Below are 17429 nucleotides of genomic sequence, written 5' to 3'. Positions count from 1 at the left end.
AATAAAGATGATCAACGATTTAAGTGAAGTAAAATTAGCGATAATTGGTTTAGGTTATGTAGGCTTACCTTTAGCGGTAGAGTTTGGTAAAAAATATCCAACCTTAGGTTTCGATATTAATATGCCAAGAATTAAAGAACTACAAAGTGGTACAGATCGTACACTAGAAGTGAGTGATGAAGAGCTTGCCGAAACTAAAGCGTTATCTTACTCATGCACCGTCGATGATTTAAAAACGTGCAATGTATACATCGTTACGGTTCCAACACCTATAGATGAACATAAACAACCTGATTTAACCCCATTAATTAAAGCCAGCGAAATGCTGGGTAAAGTAATTAATAAAGGCGATATTGTTATTTATGAATCGACGGTTTACCCCGGCGCTACAGAAGAGTCGTGTATTCCTGTTGTAGAACAGTTTTCAGGATTAACGTTCAATACCGATTTTTTTGCGGGTTACTCACCGGAACGTATTAACCCAGGCGATAAAGAACATCGGGTTATTAATATTTTAAAAGTAACTTCAGGTTCAACACCTGAAATAGCTGAATTTGTTGACCAACTCTACCGCTCTATTATTATTGCTGGCACGCACAAAGCCAGTTCAATAAAAGTGGCAGAAGCGGCTAAAGTGATTGAAAACACCCAGCGCGATGTCAATATTGCATTGATTAATGAATTATCAATCATTTTTAACAAACTAGGTATCGACACATTAGAAGTACTAGAAGCTGCAGGTACAAAATGGAACTTTTTACCCTTCCGTCCGGGGCTAGTCGGTGGTCATTGTATTGGTGTTGACCCTTATTATTTAACCCATAAAGCACAATCGGTGGGTTATCACCCTGAAATGATTTTAGCTGGCCGTCGCTTAAACGATGGTATGGGTGCCTATGTGGTTTCTCAACTGGTTAAAAAAATGCTGAAAAATCGTATTCAAGTTGAGGGAGCCAATGTATTAGTAATGGGCTTAACTTTTAAAGAAAACTGCCCTGATTTACGTAATACTAAAATTGTTGATATTGTTAGCGAGCTAAAAGAATATAATATAAATGTCGATATTACCGACCCTTGGTGTTCAAGTGAAGCTGCAGAACATGAATATGGCTTGTCGCTAAACCAAACACCGAAAGCAGATACTTATGACGCAATAATTTTAGCGGTATCTCATGACCAGTTTAAAAAGCTGGGAGCTGAAAATATTCGCAAGTTGGGTAAGAAGAACCATGTCCTTTATGATTTGAAATATTTACTACCCAAAGATAGTGTGGATATGCGTTTGTAGCGTTAGTTATCTTTTAAGTAAATATCCCCTCATGTAAATAGATATAATGATCCTGAAGTTTTTTCAGGATCTCAAAACAAATAAATAAAGGAAACTAATGTCTCGTTTTAGCGAAGTTAAAATTCAACTCGAACAAACACCCAAAAAATGGCTTGTTACTGGCGTTGCCGGTTTTATTGGTTCAAACATTCTTGAAACATTATTAAAGCTTGGTCAAACAGTCGTGGGTTTAGATAACTTTGCAACTGGCCACCAGCATAACTTAGACGAAGTTCAGTCTCAGGCTTCAGCAGAGCAATGGGCAAATTTTACCTTTATTAAAGGCGATATTCGTAATTTTGATGACTGTCAAAAAGCAGTTTCTGGTGTTGATTACATACTTCATCAAGCAGCTTTAGGTTCAGTACCTCGCTCTATTGCAGATCCGATATTAACTAACTCTGCTAATATTACCGGTTTTGTTAATATGTTAACCGCAGCAAAAGAAGAGCAAGTAAGTACGTTTGTTTATGCCGCTTCAAGCTCCACTTACGGTGATCATCCTGCATTACCTAAAGTAGAAGAAAATATAGGCAAGCCATTATCACCCTACGCAGTAACAAAGTATGTAAACGAGCTATATGCTGACGTGTTCAACAAGACCTATGGTTTGAATGCAACAGGTTTACGTTATTTTAATGTATTCGGCAAACGCCAAGACCCCGATGGGGCGTACGCAGCAGTGATCCCAAAATGGACAGCCGCGATGATCGACAACCAAGACTTATATATCAACGGTGATGGTGAAACGAGCCGTGATTTTTGTTTTGTTGAAAATGCGGTACAAGCAAATATATTAGCTGCAACAGCAGATGATGCCGGTAAGAACCAAGTTTATAATGTAGCTTTAGGCGATAGAACAAGCTTGAATACTTTATTCGATAGCTTAAAAGTCGCATTAAAAGCAAATGGCGTAAATTATGATAAATCAGCAATTTATCAAGATTTCAGAGCAGGGGATGTTTTACATTCTCAAGCGGATATTTCTAAAGCTAAAAATTTATTAGGTTTTGAACCAGAGTTTAAAATTCAACAAGGTATTGATAAAGCGATGCCTTGGTATATTAATTTTATGACAAAATAGATAAGTAAAGTCCGATTTTATCGGACTTTACATTGTTGAATTAAATCCCAAGCATAAACCAGTTCTGCCAATACGAACAAAACCTCCCCATAGTGGCAGTGTACCAGTCATCCTGATTGTGTACCCGTCATCCTGAACTCGTTTCAGGATCTGTACTAAAACCAAAACTCCAGATACTGAAATGAATTCAGCATGACGACAAAGAACTACGTAATTCTACGTTTAAGTCTCGTTATTCAGGCACAAGCACTGACAACCTGAGACCCCACTACCGTCATCCTGAACTTGTTTCAGGATCTGTACTAAAACCAAAGCGCAGATACTGAAATAAATTCAGCATGACGACAAGCGGCAACGCGCCTAAACAACACACTAAAATAAACTCACCATAAATAACAGGCAAAGTGTTAAAGCTATACTACACTGAATAAATGTAAAGTTTATGTTAACAAAAGGAGCTTGTTATATGAATACTCAAATCTATGTTTATATATTACAGACAGTAGACGGCCGTTATTACACAGGATGTTGCGATGAACTTGCTATCGTATTGGCTAAATACGACAAATATAACAAGCTGTTATCAGACAATGACATTAGCTTACCCGCTAAACTTGTACACCAGCAGAAATTTAAAACCGAAGAAGAAGCCAGAGAAATAGCAAACGAAATTAGGCAATGGAGTAAAAAAGAGAAACAATTTCTTATCAACAATGACTGGCCTGAAATTTCAAAACTAGCGAAAAAATTTATTTAAACATATAAGCAAAAGTTAAGCGGCCCAGTTAAATCTTACTTTGAATACATTACCCTATATTTGCCTCCATCAATTAACGTGATTAGCTTTATTTGGGGGTATGACCTGAGTGTAGGAACTTAAAAGCATTAATATATAAAAAGAAAACAACCCATCATTTTATAATCGTTAAGTTAAACGACAAAATTGTACAAATAGTTAATTATCTGAAATGAATATTAATTAATCAGTAATGAATTTTTAGTTGCTAAAAACAAAAAAAAAACAGTAAAGTAACAACTTTATTACAAGTATGTGTGTGTTGACCTTTACATGACTTAATTTAATACAGTATAATTCGTATGCTTTAATAGGGAAGTGTCCTATTGTTATTCAAATAGTTAAGTATGGAAAATCTGCAAGTGCCAAATCAGAATCAATCGAATCATAATAGTACTCAGCAATCCACTACACCCTTTTCTCCAGAAGCGCTTTTGCTTTCTCAGCAAATGTCTAAACAACTTACCGAAAAAAATAACTCAGACGATGAAATTGACTTAGTAGAATTATGGCGCGCTATATGGTCAGGGAAATATATTATCATCGTTATTTCCATTATCTTCGGAGCTTCTTCTGTTGCTTTTGCCTTATCAAAACCTGATATTTATAAAGCATCAATTTTATTATCGCCAGCCTCATCAGATTCTGCCGGTGGAATGGGTGCACTTGCCGGGCAGTTCGGTGGCTTAGCTAGCCTTGCAGGTATTAGCTTAGGTGGCGGAGGAACTGATAAAACGGCTTTGGCCCTTGAAATTATAAAAACACGTGCATTTCTTGAAACCTTTATTATTAAACATGAATTGCTCGTACCGCTTATGGCAAGTGAAAATTGGGATAGAGCAACAGACTCTCTCGTTATTAATAAAGAACTTTATGATAATATAAATAAAAAATGGCTCAGTAAAGCTTCAGCCTCTAAATCTTCTGAACCATCTCAATGGGAAGCTTATCAACGACTTTTAAGCTTATTAACGATTTCACAAGATAAAACAACATCATTAGTGACTATTGATATTGAGTTTTATTCACCTGAAATTGCAAAGCAATGGCTAATTTGGTTAGTTAGCGATGTTAACAACTTTATGCGTGAGCAAGACGAACAAGAAGCACAAGCATCAATTGAATACTTAACCAAACAGTTAGGAAATACCGAGGTTAGCGCCATGGAAACTGTTTTTTATCAATTGATTGAAGAGCAAACAAAAAATATGATGCTAACTAAGGTTTCAGCAGAATATGTGTTAAAAACGATTGATCCTGCTCAAGTGCCAGATACCAAAGCTAAGCCTAAGCGTGCATTAATTGTAGTATTAGGTACAATGCTGGGGGGTATATTGTCGATACTTATCGTATTAATCAGACACTTTACTAATAGTGGGAAGTCGACTAAACCTAAGGAAGAAAATTTAGCGGAAGCTAATAGGAAATTATAATGGAAGTATTTATCTCTGCACTTACCGCGTTTTGCTTTGCCTTTATCGCAATTAAGTTTTTTAAACCAGTAGCAATAGAAGTTGGCTTAGTTGACAAACCCAGCGAACGAAAATTACATGCCGGACATATTCCGCTGATTGGCGGGATTTCAATCTTTATAGCGGTACTCATGGCTAGCCTTTTATGGCTGCCGAATACTTTAGAACTTCGTATGTATCTTATAGCATCAGCTATGATGGTATTTATTGGCGCGGTAGACGACAAATTTGACTTGAAAGTACGTATAAGAATTATTGGACAGCTTATTGTCGCTAGTTTAATGATTTATGGTGTGGGTGGTTATATTTCAAACTTAGGTAACTTGTTTGGTTTAGGTGATGTAACACTAGGCCCCATAGGTATTATATTTACCTATGTCGGTATTATAGTTGTTATCAATGCTTTTAATATGGTTGACGGAATTGATGGTTTGATCGGTAGCTTAAGCATTAACACTTTTACTGCTATCGCTATTCTATTCATTATGAGTGGACAAACTGACTATATAAGTTACCCATTAATTCTTGCTACGGCAACCATCCCGTACTTAATTTTTAATTTGGCTTTAGTCAATAAATCAAAGAAAATCTTTATGGGTGACGCAGGCAGCATGTTTATTGGCTTGAGTGTTATTTGGTTGCTTACTATGGGTACTCAAAATGAAAACGCCTCATTTAGGCCTGTAACCGCGCTGTGGATCTGCGCAGTACCATTAATGGATATGCTAGCAATAGTTGTACGGCGTTATAAAAATGGTAAATCACCATTTAAACCTGATAGAGACCACCTTCATCATATACTTCAGCGAGTTGGTTTTAATTCACGCCAAACCTTAGTTATTATCTCTATATTTGCGATAGGCATGTCAGTAATTGGCTTGGCGGGGGAGTATTTTTATATACCTGATGTTATTATGCTGATAGCCTTTATTTTTATCTTTGCTTGTTATGTACTTGTTATTCGTAAAATAACTAAATTTGAAAAATTGTAATAGGGTATCCTATTGGGGATTATTTACTGTCATTATATCGAATGTTTAAATCTCTACTTTGCTAGTGAGTGATATCGTATTATTCTAAGTAGCATTTTCAATCGTAACAATACTTGTCTCAAAATCTAATATACCTGAGCTTCAGTGTTGATAACAACCAATATAAAAAGAGCTAATTGAGGCTCATTAATTAATCTAGATGTAGTAATAATGACAAAAAAACGTATTTTAACCGTATTCGGTACACGTCCTGAAGCCATAAAAATGGCTCCACTCGTACATGCATTAGCAGCAGATGATCGCTTTGAAGCGAAAGTGTGCGTTACTGCGCAACATCGTGAAATGCTCGACCAAGTGTTAGAGTTGTTTGAAATAACGCCAGATTACGATCTTAACTTAATGAAAGCAGGCCAAACACTCAATGACGTTACTGCTCGTATTTTATTAGAGTTAAAGCCAGTACTACAAGAGTTCAAACCCGATGTTGTGTTGGTGCATGGTGATACAGCAACAACTTTCGCGGCAAGTTTAGCTGCTTACTACGAGCAAATTGCTGTAGGGCATGTAGAAGCTGGACTTAGAACCGGTAATGTATATTCTCCTTGGCCAGAAGAGGGCAATAGAAAGCTAACGGGCACATTAACTAAATATCACTTTGCCCCGACAGCAACTTCGCAGCAAAATTTACTCAATGAAAATTATGCGCAAGAAAATATTGTTGTTACCGGTAATACAGTCATCGACGCCTTATTGATGATCAAAGAAAAAATTGATAGCGATGTTAATCTAAATTCAACACTTGCTGCTTCTTTCCCTATGCTTGAAGAGCCATCAGCAACTATTAATAAAAAATTAATTTTAGTCACCGGCCATCGACGTGAAAGTTTTGGTAGTGGTTTTGAGCGTATTTGTGAAGCATTAGCGATAACAGCTAAACGATACCCCAATGCACAAATTTTATATCCGATGCATTTAAACCCCAATGTTCGTGAGCCAGTAAATCGTATATTAAACGGGATCGATAATATTTATCTTATTGAGCCTCAACAATATTTACCCTTCATTTACCTGATGACCCGCGCACACATCATTTTAACTGATTCGGGCGGCATTCAAGAAGAAGCACCTTCATTAGGCAAGCCTGTATTAGTAATGCGAGATACAACTGAGCGCCCTGAAGCTGTTGAAGCAGGAACAGTGAAATTAGTGGGCACAGATGTAGAAGTGATGACATCAGCGATTAATGAATTAATGGACGATGCATTAGCATATAAAGCAATGAGTTTTGCCCACAATCCATATGGTGATGGTAAAACTTGTGAGAGAATTTTAGATGTTCTTGCAAATCACAATCAAGTGTAAGTCGTCATCCGAAACTTGTTCGGAACCTGCTTGTCATCCTGAACTTGTTTCAGGATCTAGATAACTAATTGAATAAACTTGTAAATATTAAAATTTACAGGGATAAAACAGAAAGAGTCAAAATTAATGTCATTTGAAACAATCTCAGTAATAGGTCTTGGTTATATAGGCTTACCAACAGCAGCAATGTTCGCTGCATATGGTAAAAATGTAATCGGCGTTGATGTTAATCAACATGCGGTTGATACCATTAACCGTGGAGAAATTCACATTGTCGAGCCAGATTTAGACGCTATGGTTCATAAAGCTGTCACTGACGGAAAGCTTAAAGCGGTTTTGACGCCTGAAGCTGCAGATGCCTTTTTAATTGCCGTACCAACACCTTTTTTGCCCACTGAAAATGAAGGTGATATTCCTCAACCAGATTTGAAGTATATTCAAGCAGCCGCAAAAGCTATAGCCCCAGTACTTAAAAAGGGTGATGTAGTTATTCTTGAATCTACTTCTCCAGTTGGTGCAACAGAAAAAATGGCAGATTGGTTAGCCGAATGTAGAACAGATTTAACTTTTCCTAAAACTCATAATGAAGATTCCGACATACGCATTGCCCATTGCCCAGAACGTGTATTGCCTGGACATGTGGTTAGAGAGTTAGTTGAAAATGATCGTGTCATCGGTGGTTTAACCAATAAATGCTCTGAGCTTGCAACTGAGCTTTATAAAACGTTTGTTCAAGGGGACTGTGTTGTAACAAATGCCCGTACTGCAGAAATGGCAAAGCTAACAGAAAATAGCTGCCGAGATGTACAGATTGCATTTGCAAATGAGTTGTCTATTATTTGTGACAAACTAGATATTGACGTATGGGAGCTAATATCTTTAGCCAACAGACATCCTCGTATCAATATTTTGCAACCTGGCCCTGGAGTTGGAGGGCATTGTATCGCGGTAGATCCGTGGTTTATTGTTGCCAAAACACCAGACCAAGCTCAACTCATTCACACAGCACGTAAAGTAAATGACTCTAAACCGTTATGGGTTGTGAATAAAGTGAAATTAGCTATAGCGGAATACCTTATAGCTAACCCTAACAAAACAGCAAAAGATGTTACTATTGCTTGTTTTGGTTTAGCCTTTAAACCTGATATTGATGACTTAAGAGAAAGCCCAGCGCTTAATATTGCTCAGGCTATCGCAACCATGAATGCGGGTAATACATTAGCGGTGGAGCCTAATATAGCTGATTTACCTTATAGCTTAAAGAACACCTTAGCACTTGCACAAGCTGAGGCTGCTATTTCGGATGCTGATATTTTAGTGATGTTAGTTGACCATAAAGAATTTAAACAGTTAAATATAAGCTTATTAAATAATAAGATTATTGTTGATACCAAAGGTATTTGGAAATAATGAGAATACTCGTTACAGGTGGCGCAGGTTTTATTGGCTCTGCAGTTATTCGCCACATAATCGAAAACACTGAAGACAGCGTTATTAATGTTGATAAATTGACCTATGCAGGGAATTTGGAATCATTAAGCTCAGTATCTAATAATTCTCGCTATAGTTTTGAACAGGTCGATATTTGTAACCGTGAAGCCTTAGATGAAATCTTTGGAAAATATCAGCCAGATGTAATAATGCATTTAGCTGCTGAAAGTCATGTAGACCGTTCAATAGACGGGCCCGCTGCCTTTATTGAAACCAATATTATTGGCACTTATACGCTTTTAGAAGCGAGTAGGGCTTATTGGAATATATTATCTGAATCTAAAAAAGCAACTTTTAAATTTCACCATATTTCAACAGATGAAGTATATGGTGATTTAGATGGTCCCACAGACTTATTTACAGAAAAAACTGCCTATGCACCGAGTAGCCCTTATTCAGCATCAAAAGCATCAAGTGACCATTTAGTTAGAGCATGGTTAAGAACTTATGGTTTTCCTACTGTTATTACAAATTGCTCAAATAATTACGGACCATACCATTTTCCAGAAAAACTAATTCCATTAATGATATTAAATGCCTTAGAAGGTAAGCCTTTACCAGTTTATGGAAATGGACAACAAATTCGTGACTGGCTTTATGTGGAAGATCATGCGCGAGCCTTATATTTAGTTGCTACGGTAGGTAAAATAGGTGAAACCTACAATATTGGAGGCCATAATGAAAAAGCCAATATTGATGTAGTGAAAACTATTTGTAAATTACTTGAAGAGCTTGTTCCAAGCAATTTAAATGCTGAGTTCATTGCTCGTCATTCCGAACTTGATTCAGAATCTAGACCAACCAAATATGAAGATTTAATCACTTACGTGAAAGACAGACCAGGGCACGATGTTCGCTATGCAATAGATGCTTCGAAAATAGAGCGTGAATTAGACTGGAAGCCGCAAGAAACCTTTGAATCAGGCATTAGAAAAACAGTTGAATGGTATTTAAATAATAATAATTGGTGGAGCCATGTATTAGATGGTTCGTATGCTTTAGAGCGTTTAGGAGATAAATTATAATGAAGGGGATTGTTTTAGCTGGTGGTTCTGGCACTCGTTTGTACCCAATAACACAAGGCGTTTCTAAGCAGCTTTTACCAATATATGACAAACCGATGATTTTTTATCCAATATCAGTTTTAATGCTTGCAGGAATCCGGGACATATTAATTATTTCTACACCAGAGGATATTGGTGGATACAAACGATTATTAGCTGATGGTTCACAGTTTGGTGTCAATATATCTTATGAAGTGCAACCTTCTCCTGATGGTTTAGCACAAGCCTTTCTCATAGGTGAACAGTTTATTGGAAAGGATAGCGTTTGTTTAGTACTTGGAGATAATGTTTTTTACGGGCAAGGTTTTACACCAAAATTGCTCACAGCTGCAAAAAATAAAAATGGTGCCACCGTATTTGGTTATCAAGTTAAAGACCCTGAACGTTTTGGAGTCGTTGAGTTTGATGCGGATATGAAGGCTGTTTCACTTGAAGAGAAGCCTACGCAACCTAAGTCAAATTATGCAGTTACAGGGTTGTATTTCTATGATAATAATGTAGTAGAAATAGCAAAATCAATTAAGCCTTCAGCGCGAGGTGAATTAGAAATCACCTGTGTTAATAATGCTTATTTGGATCGAGGCGACCTAAAAGTAGAGCTACTAGGGAGAGGGTTTGCTTGGCTTGATACAGGAACTCATGAGAGTTTGTTAGAAGCTAGTCACTTTGTGCAAACCATTGAACGTCGTCAAGGGTTAAAAGTAGCATGTTTAGAAGAAATTGCTTATAACCAGGGCTGGCTAACAGCGGAAGAAATAAAAAAACTCGCAAAAAAATTAATGAAAAACACATATGGGCAGTACTTAATGGAATTAGTTAGTGCCAAGTAAAATAGTACATATTATTAACAATGAAAAGTTTATTAACTCATTCATCGAGTTAATAAACGCTAACTTCGATACCCAGGATCATTTGTTTATTAATATTTCTAATTATAAAGCGAACGAGTTTCCACTACCTAAATTGGCTAATGTAATTGAGTTTGAACAAGATTTAAATTTAACAAGAAATTTTTTCTTACTATGGAAAAAAGTAACTCCATATTTAATTAAAGCAGACAAAATTATTGTTCATGGTGCTTTTACAGGTAATTTTAATAAGTATTTATTTTTAAAACCTAAATTATTAGCTAAATCTTACTGGGTAATGTGGGGGGGCGATTTATATCAACCTTTAATGAAACAAGCTAAAACTCTGAAGCAAAATATACACTTCGCTATCGATAAATATATCAAAGGTCGCTTTGCAGGGTATGTTACCTATTTACCAGGTGATTACAAAGTAGCACAAGAACTCTATAACGCTAAAACAGCATATTTTGAATGTATTATGTACCCTAGCAACTTGTATAAAGAACTTACTTTACCTAATGTGCACACGGATAATAAATTTATTTTAGTCGGTAACTCAGGTGATCCTACTAATAATCATCAAAGCGTATTTGAAACACTCTCGAAACTGGAAGATCAGAGTTTCTCTATTATTTGTCCATTATCCTATGGTAATAAAAGTTATATTGAGCAAGTGAAAACTGTAGGAAAGTCAATGTTTAGTTCGCGTTTTATTCCTCTAACTAATTTTATAACTCTAGACGAGTATATGAAAATATTAGCTAAAGTTGATATAGCCATATTTGCGCATAATCGTCAGCAAGCAATGGGCAACATCATTAGCTTATTGGGCTTAGGTAAAAAGCTATATATGCGTAATGATATAACCCCATTTGATTTATTTAATAGTTTGAGAGTAAAAGTTTTTGATATACAAAATATAAAGTTGGAATCAATATCTATTAAAGATGCAACTCACAATATAAAAAAAATAGAAGACTACTTTTGTGAAGCAAAATTGATCCAACAATTAAAAGTAATATTCGAAGGATAATATGGCCTACTTAACAAGAGCTAAATTAATTAAAATGGGATTTAAGTATCTCGGTGATAACGTTAAAATCAGTGATAAAGCGAGCATATATGATGCAGATAAAATATCTATAGACAGTTTTTCAAGGATTGATGATTTTTGTGTTATTTCCGGTTCCATAGATATTGGAAAGTATGTACATATTACTCCTATGTGTTTAATTGCAGGTGGACAGAGTGGGGTTTTTATCGCTGATTTTTGTACCTTAGCATATGGCGTTAAAGTATTTGCCCAGTCTGATGACTATAGTGGAGAGACAATGACGAACTCTTTAATTCCTCAAAAATACAAAAATGAATATATTGCTAAAGTTACTCTGCAAAAGCATGTGATCTTAGGTGCTAATTCAGTCGTTTTACCTGGGGTGAACCTTGCGGAGGGCTCTTCAGGCGGAGCTATGACGTTGTTTGATAAAAATACATCTTCATGGGGCATATATGTTGGCACACCAGCGAAACGAATTAAAGAAAGAAAAAAAAATCTTCTAGATCTAGAAAAGAAATTTCAAAAGGAAATTTTAAGTGATTAATTTTAATATAGCACCTTATCTTGGCAACGAAGACGCTTATGTAATCGCTGCTATGCAAAATAGAAAATTGTGCGGTGATGGTGAATTCACAAAAAAATGTCATCAATGGTTTCTTGAACAATTAAGTTGTAAAAAAACGTTATTAACACCTAATTGCACTCAGGCGTTAGAGATGGCTGCAATTTTAATTGATATTCAGCCGGGTGATGAAGTTATTATGCCGAGCTATACTTTTGTGAGCACAGCAAACGCCTTCGTACTTCGAGGTGCAAAAATCGTCTTCGTTGATGTTAGGCCTGACACAATGAATATCGACGAAAAACAGATTGAAGTTGCTATTACCAAACAAACTAAGGCTATTGTGCCTGTTCATTATGCTGGTGTAGCATGTGAAATGGATGTAATTATGGAAATAGCATCACGACATGACCTGTATGTTATAGAAGATGCAGCACAAGGTATGATGTCTACGTATAAAAACAAACCGCTTGGCACAATTGGTCATCTTGGTGCTTTTAGCTTCCATGAAACCAAAAACTATACTAGTGGTGGAGAAGGTGGTTTATTAATCATAAATGATGATAAGTTCCTTAAAAGAGCTGAAATTATTCGGGAGAAGGGAACTAATAGGAGTCTTTTTTTTAGAGGTATGGTCGATAAATACTCTTGGGTTGATATAGGTAGCAGCTATTTGCCATCAGAACTGCAAGCGGCATATTTATTTGGACAACTTGAAAATGCAACCAAGATTAACGATGACAGGTTAGCATCGTGGGAAAGCTATTATCAGCAGTTAAAAGTATTGGAAGTTGATAATCATATAACTTTACCATTTGTGCCTGACAGTTGTGCTCATAATGCACACATGTTTTATATTAAGACGAAAGGAAACGTTGAGAGAGAGGCTTTGATTTCTCATTTAAACGACAATCAAATAATGTCAGTCTTTCATTATATACCACTACATAGTTCTGAAGCTGGTCATCAATTTTCTAGATTCCATGGAGAGGATAACTTCACAACGAAAGAAAGTGAATGTTTACTTAGGTTACCACTTTACTTTGGACTTGCTAAGCAAGACTTAAAACGAGTTATTGACTCAATCAAGGCATTTTATTCATAAATGTCTCTAAAAACTAAAGCCTTAACGGGTGTGAAATGGACTGGGTTATCGTCAGTTAGTATAGCTCTCATTCAGTTTATTCAAATTATAGTGTTAGCAAGAATATTAGAGCCTTCTGACTTTGGCTTGATGGCTATTACGTCTGTAGTTATTGGCTTTAGTGCGTTGTTTATGGATATGGGGATTTCTAGTGCGATTGTCCATAAGCAAGATATCACTCATAGTCAATTATCCAGTTTATATTGGCTAAATGTCTTTGCGGGCCTAATATTATTTGGTTTTATTTATTTTTTAGCTCCTTATGTCGCTCTATTTTATGGAGAAGCTGAGATAGAGAGTTTGCTTAAGCTACTTTCCTTATCTTTTTTCATTACGGCTATTGGTAACCAGTATAGGATCCTCTACCAAAAAGAACTTCGGTTTGATTACCTAGCAAAAATTGAAATTTTTTCAGCAATATCTGCTTTGATTGTTGCATTAGCTTGTGCTCTAAAAGGATTTGGTGTTTACGCGCTTGTTTACGGCACTTTAACTAATGCGTTAATCGCAAATGTCGTCTTTTTGGTAACGGGCCTTAAGGTTCATAAACCAAGTTTTATTTTCAACTATCAAGACATTAAAAGCTTTATCACTTTTGGTCTTTTTCAAATTGGTGAAAGAAGCATTAACTATTTTAACTCTCAATTCGATACTTTATTAATAGGTAAGTTATTAGGTACAGAATCGCTTGGTATTTATAATTTAGCAAAAAATTTAGCAATTAAACCGGCCCAAATAATTAACCCGATTATTAACAGGGTAGCTTTTCCTGTTATGGCAAAGGTACAGGATGATACAAGTAAATTAAGAGCTATTTATTTACGAGGAATAAACTATTTATGCTCATTTAATTTTCCAATATATCTACTACTTTTCGTATTGGCTGAAACTATTGTTTTCAATCTTGTTGGTGAGAAATGGGCGGATTCAGTAATAATATTACAAGTACTTTCACTGTACTTTTTAGTCAGATCAACAGGAAATCCTGTAGGTACTCTTGTCTTGGCAAAAGGAAGGGCAGACTTAAGTTTTTATTGGAACTTAGGTCTGTTTTTTATAATCCCCATTTCTATATATTTAGGTTCCTTTCAAGGGGTTTTTGGCGTTGCAATAGCGTTAGTTGCATTACAGGTACTTTTAAGTATTCCCAACTGGTATTTTTTGGTAAACCGGTTATCAGAGGCAAGTTTTACTGACTATTTTATGCAAATAATTAAACCATTAATTATAAGTGTTGTTTCAGTCACTATCGCTTATTTTTTAACAGATTTGATTTTTACTGCAGGCTTAGTCAAAGACTTTATTTTTACACTTATAACTGTATTTTTTTACTTGTTATTATCTTTTAAATTTAATAACGGCTTTATCTCCATTATGCTTTCGTTAGTAAAAGTTGGTAAGTAAATACTATGTTTACTGTGAATGTAATATTACTTTTTGGCTTGGTTCTTGTTGGGTTTATCATTACTCTTCGAGATAAGAAGTCTTTTAATCTAATGATGTTAGTGTTAGTTCTTTTTTCAGTATTTATATCTTTGTTGATTTCAGAAAGAACAACTAATTATGGTGATATGATCCAGAATGACACGGCAGTTTATAATAATTACTTTAATTGCTTAAAAGAAGGGAGATTAAAAGGTTGTGAAAACGTAGTAATAGAAATCCCTGGGAATGAATTAATGTTAGGGATGATCGCTAGAACGGTAATATTTTTTAAATTAGACAACAGTATTATCTTTTTTATAATTTCTTTTTTTTTATGCTCATCGTATCTGTATTTTATAAGGCCATTAGGGGTTTTAATGCCCTTGGGATTTTTTCTTTTTCTCACATCTCCTATTTTTTGGGAGTTATCATCAAATGTAATTAGGGCAAGCCTATCAGTATCATTTTTTTTATTGTTAATATCTATGTTCGCGATGGGGAATCATAGCAGTTATAAAAAAGTTACCATGTATGTAGGTGGTTGTTTATCACACTCTTCTTTTTTTATTTATACGCCTTTATTTTTACTCTATAGAAAAATAAAAGTAGAAACTTTATTTATTCTCTTTTTATGCGGTCTAGCTTTATCCCCAATATTGACAAAATTTCTATTTGGTTTTATTGGTCTGCTTTTATCTGATTTCATAATAGGTAAGAAAATTGTTTTTTACATGAGTAAATCTACTGGTTCCGGTGTAATGAATTATATCTATGTCATCGGTAAAATGAATATTGTAATGATTTTCTTTTTGTATTCTGTATATAAGCAAACTAAAAACGAATGGTTTATTTCAACCTTCAAGGTATTGCTATTACTACTAGTTGCAGGCTCTTTCTTAGGTGATACAAACTTTGTATATAGGATTATAAATGTTTATGAATTGTTACTTATACCGTTGATAGTTTTCTCATTAAAAACTAGAGCGAAGTATGTTGGTGTTGTATTTGTAATATATGCGACTTATAAACTGTATATGTTTGATTATTTTTATGAAAACTATATCCGATTCTTTCAATAAAATGATTATAAAATTAGGTGATTTAAAATGAAAATAGCGATAATTGGAGCGGGTTGGTATGGTTGTCATACTGCACTCTCCTTATTACAAAAAGGTTTTGAGATAACAGTTTTTGAACGAAGCGATAGAGCGATATCGGGTGCTTCTCGGTATAATCAAAATAGATTACATCAAGGCTTTCATTATCCTCGCGATTTTGAAACTAGAAAGCAATCTTTAGAAGGCTTTGAATGGTTTACCCAACATTATGGGAATTTAATTAAAGAAGTTCCCAATAATATATATGGTGTAGCAAGCACGAAAAGTAATCTTGATTTTGAAACGTTTAAACAAATTATGTCTGCAACTGGCCTCGAGTATAATATAGTAGAGGAAAGTAATGAAATTCCAAAGTTTACCCATGTTCAAGGCATGGTTTCTACTAATGAAATGTTAATTGAAAACTTCAAAGCAAGTAAATATTTTGGCGATATATTACAAAATCATATTGTTTACCGAACTGAAGTTGATTTATCTAATGAACAAGTGCTTAAAGAGTACAAAACTAATTATGACTTAGTCATTGATTGCACGTGGGGTACTGCTAGAAAGATACCTGACATTAACTATTATTATGAGCCTTGTATATATTTCTATTATAAGAAAAAGTCGGGTTTAAATTTTTCTTTTACGTTGATGGACGGTGAGTTTTTTTCAATATATCCTTACGAAAAAAGTAATTATACAGTTACATCGGTTAAACATACTCCAATAAAACAGGTTTTTAATAAATACGAAATTCATAGTTGTTTTGTTGAGGCTAAAGAAGCGTCTTTTATAAAAGATAAAAAAGAGAAATTTGAAAAAGAAATTCTTTATTATTACCCAAATTTTTTAAATGACTTTGAATTTGTAGAGCCCGTTTATAGCCTGAAAACCAAATTAGTTAGCGGCTCTGATTTTAGAGGTTGCATTGTTAAAGAAGAAGAGAACTTGATTAGTGTTTTTTCTGGAAAAATAGATACTCTACATATTGCAGAGCAAGAGATTAACCATATAATAGAGAAAATGAGATTAAGTGTATGAATATTGCCATTTTCGGCGCAAGTTCGAAACTATCAATAGAGCTCATTAAGCAGCTTTCAGAGTTTAAAATAACTACCTTTGGTCGTACTTCTACCAATATATACTTCAATGCAGAAGATCTGTCAAGTTCAAGCATAGCAACCTTAAATAAAGTAAATTACGATACTTATATATTTAACTTAGGGTTTATACAAAGTAAACGTTTATTAGATCAAGAAGACAAAGACATATATAAATCACTTTGTATTAATGCTCTATTTGTAATTAAAAGTTGTGAATATATTCTTAGTAATAATAGTAAAGCTCGGATATTTATTATTGGTTCAGAGTCAGGTAAAAAGGGGAGTTTTGATACCTCATATTTTCTTGCTAAGTCAATGTTAAGAGCTTACACAAAGGAAAGGCAGTTAATATCTCCAGAACAACAATTGTTATTAATCTCTCCTTCTACAATTAGTGACGGTAAAATGACGACTGACAGAGCTGATGTTGATACTATAGCTAGGTATAAGAAGCAGCACCCTAAGAAACGTTTTTTAGAAAGTATTGAAGTTGCTTCTTTTGTTGCTGATATAATTAAAAATCCATCAACTTATCTATGCAATACTGAAATAGAATTAAATGGTGGGAAGTTTTCAAGAATGACTTATTAAATAAA

At 34.8% G+C, this 17429-nt stretch carries 16 protein-coding genes; all 16 read left to right on the top strand.

Annotated features, from left to right (window positions below; genetic code table 11):
• Positions 1-7 precede the first annotated feature (7 nt).
• Positions 8-1288, top strand: coding sequence for a Vi polysaccharide biosynthesis UDP-N-acetylglucosamine C-6 dehydrogenase TviB (gene tviB / locus H4J39_RS13685; RefSeq protein WP_220462204.1), 1281 nt, complete (start codon positions 8-10; stop codon positions 1286-1288).
• Between the two features lie 97 nt (positions 1289-1385).
• Positions 1386-2411 (top strand): NAD-dependent epimerase/dehydratase family protein, encoded by a 1026-nt coding sequence (locus tag H4J39_RS13680; protein WP_182228963.1) that lies wholly within the window; start codon positions 1386-1388, stop codon positions 2409-2411.
• Positions 2412-2877: 466 nt separating this feature from the next.
• Positions 2878-3168: a hypothetical protein gene (locus H4J39_RS13675; RefSeq protein ID WP_182228962.1), complete on the top strand. Its 291-nt coding sequence runs from the start codon at positions 2878-2880 to the stop codon at positions 3166-3168.
• A 386-nt stretch (positions 3169-3554) separates the two neighbouring features.
• The gene (locus tag H4J39_RS13670) at positions 3555-4640 is read left to right on the top strand and encodes a GNVR domain-containing protein (protein ID WP_259368841.1); all 1086 of its coding nucleotides are present in this window, start codon (positions 3555-3557) and stop codon (positions 4638-4640) included.
• Entirely contained in the window at positions 4640-5671 is a 1032-nt protein-coding gene (gene wecA, locus H4J39_RS13665) for a UDP-N-acetylglucosamine--undecaprenyl-phosphate N-acetylglucosaminephosphotransferase (protein ID WP_182228961.1), read from the top strand. Before H4J39_RS13670 ends, wecA begins: the two co-directional genes overlap by 1 nt.
• Positions 5672-5881: 210 nt before the next feature.
• Positions 5882-7033, top strand: a complete 1152-nt coding sequence (gene wecB, locus H4J39_RS13660; RefSeq protein WP_182228960.1) for a non-hydrolyzing UDP-N-acetylglucosamine 2-epimerase — start codon at positions 5882-5884, stop codon at positions 7031-7033.
• A 126-nt stretch (positions 7034-7159) separates the two neighbouring features.
• Entirely contained in the window at positions 7160-8443 is a 1284-nt protein-coding gene (gene wecC / locus H4J39_RS13655) for a UDP-N-acetyl-D-mannosamine dehydrogenase (RefSeq protein ID WP_182228959.1), read from the top strand.
• On the top strand, positions 8443-9549 hold the full coding sequence (gene rfbB, locus H4J39_RS13650; protein ID WP_182228958.1) for a dTDP-glucose 4,6-dehydratase: 1107 nt from the start codon (positions 8443-8445) through the stop codon (positions 9547-9549). The genes wecC and rfbB overlap by 1 nt, the downstream gene beginning before the upstream one ends.
• A complete protein-coding gene (rfbA, locus tag H4J39_RS13645; protein WP_182228957.1) occupies positions 9549-10418 on the top strand; it encodes a glucose-1-phosphate thymidylyltransferase RfbA in 870 nt (289 codons plus the stop codon). The genes rfbB and rfbA overlap by 1 nt, the downstream gene beginning before the upstream one ends.
• Positions 10408-11472 (top strand): TDP-N-acetylfucosamine:lipid II N-acetylfucosaminyltransferase, encoded by a 1065-nt coding sequence (locus tag H4J39_RS13640; protein WP_182228956.1) that lies wholly within the window; start codon positions 10408-10410, stop codon positions 11470-11472. Before rfbA ends, H4J39_RS13640 begins: the two co-directional genes overlap by 11 nt.
• Position 11473: 1 nt before the next feature.
• Positions 11474-12040, top strand: a complete 567-nt coding sequence (locus tag H4J39_RS13635; RefSeq protein WP_182228955.1) for an acyltransferase — start codon at positions 11474-11476, stop codon at positions 12038-12040.
• A complete protein-coding gene (gene rffA, locus H4J39_RS13630; RefSeq protein WP_182228954.1) occupies positions 12033-13163 on the top strand; it encodes a dTDP-4-amino-4,6-dideoxygalactose transaminase in 1131 nt (376 codons plus the stop codon). Before H4J39_RS13635 ends, rffA begins: the two co-directional genes overlap by 8 nt.
• Positions 13164-14606 (top strand): MOP flippase family protein, encoded by a 1443-nt coding sequence (locus H4J39_RS13625; RefSeq protein ID WP_182228953.1) that lies wholly within the window; start codon positions 13164-13166, stop codon positions 14604-14606.
• A gap of 5 nt (positions 14607-14611) precedes the next feature.
• Complete coding sequence (locus H4J39_RS13620) at positions 14612-15706, top strand: EpsG family protein (protein ID WP_182228952.1); 1095 nt, start codon at positions 14612-14614, stop codon at positions 15704-15706.
• A gap of 27 nt (positions 15707-15733) precedes the next feature.
• The gene (locus tag H4J39_RS13615; RefSeq protein ID WP_182228951.1) at positions 15734-16771 is read left to right on the top strand and encodes an FAD-dependent oxidoreductase; all 1038 of its coding nucleotides are present in this window, start codon (positions 15734-15736) and stop codon (positions 16769-16771) included.
• On the top strand, positions 16768-17424 hold the full coding sequence (locus H4J39_RS13610; RefSeq protein ID WP_182228950.1) for an SDR family NAD(P)-dependent oxidoreductase: 657 nt from the start codon (positions 16768-16770) through the stop codon (positions 17422-17424). The genes H4J39_RS13615 and H4J39_RS13610 overlap by 4 nt, the downstream gene beginning before the upstream one ends.
• Positions 17425-17429 lie beyond the last annotated feature (5 nt).

This window comes from Colwellia sp. Bg11-12, from assembly GCF_014076955.1.
Taxonomy (GTDB): Bacteria; Pseudomonadota; Gammaproteobacteria; order Enterobacterales; family Alteromonadaceae; genus Colwellia_A.
This window is presented reverse-complemented; position numbering and strand designations above follow the sequence as displayed.

Bases quoted from the DNA above. Each gene is read 5' to 3' on its own strand.
- H4J39_RS13670 (WP_259368841.1), top strand. From the start codon at position 3,555: ATGGAAAATCTGCAAGTGCCAAATCAGAATCAATCGAATCATAATAGT.
- tviB (WP_220462204.1), top strand. From the start codon at position 8: ATGATCAACGATTTAAGTGAAGTAAAATTAGCGATAATTGGTTTAGGT.
- wecB (WP_182228960.1), top strand. From the start codon at position 5,882: ATGACAAAAAAACGTATTTTAACCGTATTCGGTACACGTCCTGAAGCC.
- H4J39_RS13635 (WP_182228955.1), top strand. From the start codon at position 11,474: ATGGCCTACTTAACAAGAGCTAAATTAATTAAAATGGGATTTAAGTAT.
- rfbA (WP_182228957.1), top strand. From the start codon at position 9,549: ATGAAGGGGATTGTTTTAGCTGGTGGTTCTGGCACTCGTTTGTACCCA.
- H4J39_RS13610 (WP_182228950.1), top strand. From the start codon at position 16,768: ATGAATATTGCCATTTTCGGCGCAAGTTCGAAACTATCAATAGAGCTC.
- wecA (WP_182228961.1), top strand. From the start codon at position 4,640: ATGGAAGTATTTATCTCTGCACTTACCGCGTTTTGCTTTGCCTTTATC.
- H4J39_RS13675 (WP_182228962.1), top strand. From the start codon at position 2,878: ATGAATACTCAAATCTATGTTTATATATTACAGACAGTAGACGGCCGT.
- rfbB (WP_182228958.1), top strand. From the start codon at position 8,443: ATGAGAATACTCGTTACAGGTGGCGCAGGTTTTATTGGCTCTGCAGTT.
- H4J39_RS13615 (WP_182228951.1), top strand. From the start codon at position 15,734: ATGAAAATAGCGATAATTGGAGCGGGTTGGTATGGTTGTCATACTGCA.
- wecC (WP_182228959.1), top strand. From the start codon at position 7,160: ATGTCATTTGAAACAATCTCAGTAATAGGTCTTGGTTATATAGGCTTA.
- H4J39_RS13680 (WP_182228963.1), top strand. From the start codon at position 1,386: ATGTCTCGTTTTAGCGAAGTTAAAATTCAACTCGAACAAACACCCAAA.
- H4J39_RS13620 (WP_182228952.1), top strand. From the start codon at position 14,612: ATGTTTACTGTGAATGTAATATTACTTTTTGGCTTGGTTCTTGTTGGG.
- H4J39_RS13625 (WP_182228953.1), top strand. From the start codon at position 13,164: ATGTCTCTAAAAACTAAAGCCTTAACGGGTGTGAAATGGACTGGGTTA.